Source organism: Streptomyces sp. NPDC031670 (assembly GCF_055580545.1).
The window spans coordinates 1-6420 of the sequence record NZ_JBVILC010000049.1 but is presented as its reverse complement, the minus strand read 5'-3'; the positions used below and the strand labels follow the sequence as shown (position 1 = coordinate 6420).

Sequence of the window (6420 nt, the reverse complement as noted above, 5' to 3'; positions counted from 1 at the left end):
GCCACTAAAGCCAGACGGAACAAAGCGCCGGGGTGGCCGGCTTCAGCGGCGGGGCCCAGCCATTGCGCGGCGCGCAGCAGTTCCCCCTTCATGAGCGCTTTCGACCCCAGTCGGTACAGGGAGTTGGCGTGCGCACGCTCCTCAGCGGACAGCCGGTACTTCTCCGTCAGCGGGCCGAAATGCCCATCGGGGCGGTCCCAGAAGTCATCCGGCCCGGCGAGCTGGTCCAGTAGGCGGGCGAGTGCGGGCGGGAGCTGCGGCTTCGGGCGGCCTGCCCCGCCGTCGTGGCCGTCGTACCTGCTCACATCCGTCACCTGTCTTTCCTCGTGCGCAGCTGCTTGCGGTGCCCATCTCGAATATGCCCGGTGAGCTTGCGCTGTAGGTACGCGATCGCTTTATTGCGAAGATTGTGGATACGGCGCGCCGGTATCCCCAGCGCGGCCGCGATCTCCACATCACTGAGCCCTTTGCTCTGCAGATCCACCACCTGACGGCGCTGCCCCAGCGGCATCCGCTCGATCTCCCGCGCCACCAGCTCCATCGCCTCAACATCATCATCAACAGGCTCCCGGGGCCGCAGGACCGCCTCCACCCCGTTCAAGTCCCGTAACAGCCGCTCACGGGCAGACTGCTGACGCAACAGATCGACCGCGAGATTGCGGGCCGTCCGGCACAGATACGCCATGACATCCGTACCCGCCGCCAGCTCCCCCGCCGCCGCCTTCCGCCCCACCTTCAAATAGGCCTCCTGCACAATGTCCTGACAGGTGGCCAGCGGCAGCGACCGGTACAGACGCCGCAGCGTAAAGGGCTCCGCCTCAACAAACCTCGAATACGCGCGCAGCAGCCGCTGCGCCACGTCCTGTTCCTGCACGAGCCCCTCGCCTGAAAATTCCTGGCCTGCGGCGGCATCGCCTACCACGGGCCCCGCTCCCAGCCAGCAGCCCAGCCACTGGCGGCCCGGCCGGTATCGACCCTGACCCCCACCACCACCGCGCCCTCCCCGGCAACGTCCACCCGCACGACCAGCACCCGCCCAGCACGCCGCCCGCACGGCGCCTTCCGCGGACCTGTGCTCACCTGTACCCGCCTGGCTTTCCAGCGGACAGCGCCCGGCCGGTACCGGTGCACCAGGGCACCCAGCGCGTGCACCGCGCTCACGGCGGCCGGGACACACCCGATCCACTCCAAGGACGGTGACATGAGAATGGCTCTCCATCCGACAGCGGGACACAGCCGATCGCGCGTCCTCACCCCCTCAGACGAAACCCACAGCCCGCTTCTCTCTCACCAACACCCCGATACACCCAGGCGGGTGAATCTCCTGGGCATCGTTGCACAGCGTCACCACGGCCGGCTGCAGCCCGCACCGTCGTGTCGATCGCGTGCCGCTGCTGGGGCGGCTCCGCCTCAAACACACAAAGCGGGCCTCTGACTCCAGCATGGGGCCGGACTTCCTGCTCGTCCCGGCCGCTGCTCCCTCGGCACGGACGCGACGATGAGGTCGCACCCGAGGTCGAGCGTGGACGAACCCTTTCAGCCAGCACGCGTGACCGGTATCGAGGAGGGCCGACCGCCACGGCGTACCCCTTGACCGCCGTACCGGGGCAGGCGGAGGGAAGAATGACGCCACCGGGGTCTCCCGCTCCTGGGCGCCCGCGAGCGCATCAAAGAGGGGCCGCCGGTGATCCTTGTCAGCGGGGCCTTCTGCACCCGGGACACGCACCGTGAGCTCGCCGGGCTGCTGCCCCCTGGCTTCAGGGTGTTCAACTACGACCGCCGGGGCCGGGGCGGCAGCGGGGACACACTCGCCTGCGCGGTGGGCCGCGAGGGCGAGGCCTGGCGGCCCTCATCGATACGACGGGGGACACAGCTCTGCTCTACGGGCTTCCTCCGGCGGCACCCTGGTGCTGAGGGCCGCGGCGAGCGGGCTGCCGCTGACGGCGGTCGCCGTTGACGGCGGTCGCCGTGTACGAGCCGCCCTACGCCCTGGAGCCGGGCGGCCCCTCCCCGGACCGGTTCTGCTGACCTTTGCCACAAACCGCCTTCCCGGGACGAGCCGTTGCCCAAGACGCGCCCGACAGAACCTACGCACGCGGCCGTCCCTTCCCCTGGGTCCACGACGAACACAGCGACCGGGACCAGCAGTACCTCGCTTCTATGCACTGACCGCTGTCCCCAAGGGCGGGCTCGCGGCGCGATCACGAACCGATCCCACCACGAGCCTGTTCGGCGCTGTAACCGTGTGACGGGCGCGGGCCCGTGGGATATCACAGGGGGTGCGACGGTCAGCCCGCCTCGTGCCCGGCCGTGTCGGTGGGACCGTCCGGCCGGGTGCGGCGCGCCGTCATCACAGCGGCGGCCGCTGCGGTAGCGGCCAGGACCACGGCGGCTGTGCCGAGCGCGTGTTCAGCCGCGGTGCGGGGGCCGGCGGTCGCGTCGAGGTAGATACCGCCGATGAGAGCGACGCCAAGGGTTCCGCCGAGTTGTTGGACGGCGTTGAGTAGTCCCGCTGCGGAGCCGGTCTCCTGCGGTCCGACGGCTCCCAGCGCAGTGGTGAAGAACGGTGGCGTGAACAGCCCTGAGCCCAGCCCTGCCAACGCGAGGGCGAACGGGAGGGCTGTTGGGTAGGCGTCGGGGGCGGCGGCGCGGTAGGAGAGCGCGGCGGCGGCCAGCCCGCCGGCGAAGGTTGCGATGCCGGCGTGCATGACGCGCCCGCCGTACCGGGGGACGAGGTGGCTTCCGGCGGCCCAGGAGGCGACGGCCAGTCCCGTGGACCAGGGCAGCAGGCTGAGTCCGGCGGTAAGCGGCCCGTCGTGGAGGCCGAGTTCGAGGTGGAGCACGACGGTGATCATGACGCCGTTCATCACGGCGAAGAACAGCGTGGACGTGGCCAGCGCTGCAGGAAAGGAGAGGCCGCGCAGCAGGGCGGGTTCGATCAACGGGGCTTTGCCGCGACGGGCGGTGCGGCGTTGCTGGGCGACGAACACCGTGAGGACGACGGCGCCGGCTGCGGCGGTCGCCCACGAGGCGGGCCCGGGGCGGCCGGTGGCGAGCGGGCACACCAGCAGGGCGGTCCCGAGCATGGCCAGTGCGGTGCCGGCCGGGTCGAGGCGGGGGCGGACGGGGGCGCGGTCCTCGCGCAGCCGGGGTGTGGCGGCCAGGACGGCGGCGGCGAGGGGGAGGTTGACGAGGAAGACGGCGCGCCAGGAGGCGCCGAGCAGGTCGGCGTGGGTGAGAATGCCGCCGAGCGCGGGGCCGGCGACGGCAGACAGCCCCATGACGGGACCGATCATGCCGAGAGCCTTGGACAGTGCGGCGCCGGTGAACATGGCGCGGATCAGCCCGAACGTCTGCGGGATGATCGCGGCAGCGGCGGCCCCCTGCAGGGCGCGCAGGATGATGAGAACGGTGGTGGTGGGAGCGAGCGCGCACGCCAGGGAGGTCGCGGCGAACGCCATGACCCCGGTACGAAAGACGCGCTTGCGGCCGTGAATGTCGCCAAGGCGGGCGCCGGTGAGCAGGCCGAGGGCGAAGGCGAGGGTGTAGGAGGCGCTGAACCACGGGATGGTGGCGCCCGCTCCGCCGAGATCGCTGTGGATGACAGGCGCGGCGACCTGGACGATGGTGGCGTCGAGCAGGTTCATGGCCTCGGCGGTAAGGAGTGCGGCGAGCGCTATCCAGCGCCACCGGTACGGCGCGGGCGCGCCGGCGGGGGTGCCCGGTGCGGCGGGCGCGGTGGCGGGTGTGCCGGTCGTGCGAGACATGCGGTCTCCCTGGGGGTACGGGTCGTGACGGACCGGTGACCACCGTGCCCACACACCCGCGCCAGCTTCCATTTCTGCGCAGTCGATGTGCGATTACTTCCATCCAGTTCCACTAATTTGCTGGACATGCTCGTACTGGATGATCTGGATCGAGGCCTGATCCATGCCCTGCAGGTGGACGCGCGGGCGCCGTTCACGCTTATTGCCGAGGTCCTCGGCTCCTCGACGCAAACCGTCGTCCGCCGCTATCGCCGCCTGTACGCGCAGGCCGGGCTGCGGGTGGTGACGCTGCCGACACCGCGCAGCGCGGGCGCACACCAGTGGTTCGTGCGGCTGACGGCCGCCACGCGCAGCGCGCACGACATTGCGGTGGCGCTCGCGCGCCGGCCGGACACCTCGTGGGTGCGGCTGACGTCCGGCGGCACGGAGATCGTGGCGATCATCCACACGGCACCCTCCGGTCCGGACGCGCACGCGCTGCTGCTACGCGACATCCCACGCACCGCCGGGATCACCTCCGTCTCCGCGCACTACCTGCTGCACACCTACCTCGGCGGGCCGACCGCATGGCGGGGACGGGTGAACGTGCTGGACGAAGAGCAGCAGGCCCGGCTACGCGCTGAACGGGACACGAGCGGCGTCAGCCGGCGAGCCGCGCACCCTGGGGAAGAGCCGTACCTGCTGACCGACGCGGACCGGGTGTTGCTGGACGCGTTGCGCGAGGACGCACGGGCCAGCTACGCAGAACTGGCGGCGGTGACCGGCACGACGGCGTCAACAGTGGCCCGCAGACTCGCCGAACTGCGGGCACGCGGCGCCTTGTTCTTCGACGTGGACGTGGACCCGGCACTGGTGGGCATCACGGTGTCGGCGCTGTTGTGGATGCAGGTCGCGCCCGCGCACCTGGAGACGGTGGCCACCGCCCTGGCGGGCCACGACGAACTGGCACTGGTCGCGGCGACGACCGGGCCGACGAACCTGGTCGCGCATGCGCTGTGCCGGGACGCAGAGGCGCTCCACGCATACCTCACGCGGCGCGTGGCATGGGAGGCAGTGGCACGCATTGAAACGGCCCCGGTACTGCGCACATACAAGGCAGCGGTGGCTCTGCGGACACCCTGACTCATGACGCTTCTGATCACGCGTCGGTGATCTGGGGCTTCTGGTGAGGGATGGCAGGAATCCCCAGGGCAACGGGGCTGTTCCGCTCGAACCGTCGGGCCTGTTCCCGCTTGCTGCACAGGAACGTCAGGGTGAGCTCGAGTTCTTCGGCCTCTCCCTGCCAGCCCTCCTCGAGGGCACGCTTGCGACGAGCGAGGAGGTCTTCTTCCAGCTCATCCAGGCGGGGCAGCATGTTCGGGTTGATGCTGAGCATCGGGCAGCGGATGCAGGCCTCTCTTAACTAAGGGCTGTCCCGTAACTGATCTTCGCGTTGGTGCAGGCAAGGTCGGTTGAGGAAGAGAAGGGCGGGGCGGTGACGGTGTTTCGGGGGATCGGATGGGCGGGTGTCTTCGTCGGTGGCGCGTCGGCCGGGGCCGCCGCGCCGTGCACCGTCTGACTCGTGGTTATGAGGTGTGGGTGGGGGCGGGTTGGGGGCTGTGGGTGGTGGCTGGCTTTGGGGATTCGGGCGATTGTGTGGTGATGCCGCCGGTCAGGACTTGGGCGATGGCGAGGACAGCGGCTGCCGTCGTGCAGGCGGCGGTCAGGCGCTCTCCGACGGAGTACGAGGTCGTTCCGGGCGTCGTCGGCTCGGGCGTCTTCAGCTTCCGGTTGACGTACATGCCGGCCCCTACGGCCAGGGCGACGGAGAGCAGCGCGCCCAGCGTGATGTGTATCGCCAGGCTGCCGAAGGTTACGGTCATCAGGGCCCCTTGTGGGTCCGGGGGCCCGCCCGTCGCGACTCCTACATCCAGCGAGCGGGCCCCACCCAGCCGGACCCACCGCGGGACCGGCCCATCCCTTCGTGGGAGTCGTCCAGGCCCGGACAGCACAACGGCCCCAACTCTCCTTTGAAGGAAACGGGGCCACGGGGACCTTCTATCAAGAAAAACGGGAGCCTGATTTCCTGTCTCAGCATTTGAGCGAGCCACCCCAGCTTGTGAACTTGTGAATCCCCGGTGCTTCCGTCTGACCTGCGGCAACACCCTGTCGGGCTGTGCTCCCACGGCTCTCTGAGCGCGTGCCACGCGCGCCAACCCCGGGCCCCAGGGACTCTGTTGCCCGCGTCCGGGCGATCGGGGCCGAGGAACCTTCTCCGGGATGCTCTGGGGGCCGTACGACCGCGCGTCGGGTCTGGGGAGGGGCGGGTACCCCGGGTACCCGGCGGGGTTGCGGGACTTGCCAGGTGTGTGCCACGGTGGGGTCTCAATTCAATAGGGGATGGTCCGGGAAGGTAAATGCGGTATCCCGGGACCGGGAATTGACGGACCCTCAGAAAACGGAAGCCGAAAAACCGGCCGACCCCCAACCCCTAGCTAGACCAATTGAATTCGCGGAGCGAATTCAATTCTGGCCGAATCGCGAAGCGATTCGCGCCCAGGGCCAACGGAGTTGGCCCCAGAATTACGGCGAAGCCGTAATTCCACCGCGCGGAGCGCGGTAATTCCCCGCCGCGTAGCGGCGGCGCGTCGCGTCTGCGGAGCAGACCGCGCGC

The 6420-nt window shown here is 69.9% G+C and carries 5 protein-coding genes and 1 pseudogene; 1 reads left to right on the top strand and 5 read right to left on the bottom strand.

What is annotated here, in order from left to right:
- The 3 genes and pseudogenes from ACZ5ID_RS36835 to ACZ5ID_RS36825 all read right to left on the bottom strand — a co-directional run.
- Nucleotides 1–314 (bottom strand): annotated as a pseudogene (locus ACZ5ID_RS36835) (hypothetical protein); the annotation flags it as partial.
- Nucleotides 311–922 (bottom strand): RNA polymerase sigma factor, encoded by a 612-nt coding sequence (locus ACZ5ID_RS36830; protein ID WP_468907135.1) that lies wholly within the window; start codon nucleotides 920–922, stop codon nucleotides 311–313. The pseudogene ACZ5ID_RS36835 and the gene ACZ5ID_RS36830, both read right to left, overlap by 4 nt.
- 1366 nt (nucleotides 923–2288) lie before the next feature.
- Nucleotides 2289–3767, bottom strand: a complete 1479-nt coding sequence (locus ACZ5ID_RS36825; protein ID WP_468907132.1) for an MFS transporter — start codon at nucleotides 3765–3767, stop codon at nucleotides 2289–2291.
- A gap of 126 nt (nucleotides 3768–3893) precedes the next feature.
- Between ACZ5ID_RS36825 and ACZ5ID_RS36820 the strand changes: the two genes are divergently transcribed.
- Complete coding sequence (locus ACZ5ID_RS36820) at nucleotides 3894–4889, top strand: Lrp/AsnC family transcriptional regulator (protein WP_468907129.1); 996 nt, start codon at nucleotides 3894–3896, stop codon at nucleotides 4887–4889.
- Nucleotides 4890–4905: 16 nt separating this feature from the next.
- Here ACZ5ID_RS36820 and ACZ5ID_RS36815 read toward each other — a convergent pair whose 3' ends face one another.
- Entirely contained in the window at nucleotides 4906–5142 is a 237-nt protein-coding gene (locus tag ACZ5ID_RS36815; protein ID WP_468907126.1) for a recombinase, read from the bottom strand.
- A 190-nt stretch (nucleotides 5143–5332) separates the two neighbouring features.
- Nucleotides 5333–5629, bottom strand: a complete 297-nt coding sequence (locus ACZ5ID_RS36810; RefSeq protein WP_468907123.1) for a hypothetical protein — start codon at nucleotides 5627–5629, stop codon at nucleotides 5333–5335.
- Nucleotides 5630–6420 lie beyond the last annotated feature (791 nt).

Coding starts and splice junctions, on each gene's coding strand:
- ACZ5ID_RS36810 (WP_468907123.1), bottom strand. CDS start 5,629: ATGACCGTAACCTTCGGCAGCCTGGCGATACACATCACGCTGGGCGCG.
- ACZ5ID_RS36825 (WP_468907132.1), bottom strand. CDS start 3,767: ATGTCTCGCACGACCGGCACACCCGCCACCGCGCCCGCCGCACCGGGC.
- ACZ5ID_RS36820 (WP_468907129.1), top strand. CDS start 3,894: ATGCTCGTACTGGATGATCTGGATCGAGGCCTGATCCATGCCCTGCAG.
- ACZ5ID_RS36815 (WP_468907126.1), bottom strand. CDS start 5,142: ATGCTCAGCATCAACCCGAACATGCTGCCCCGCCTGGATGAGCTGGAA.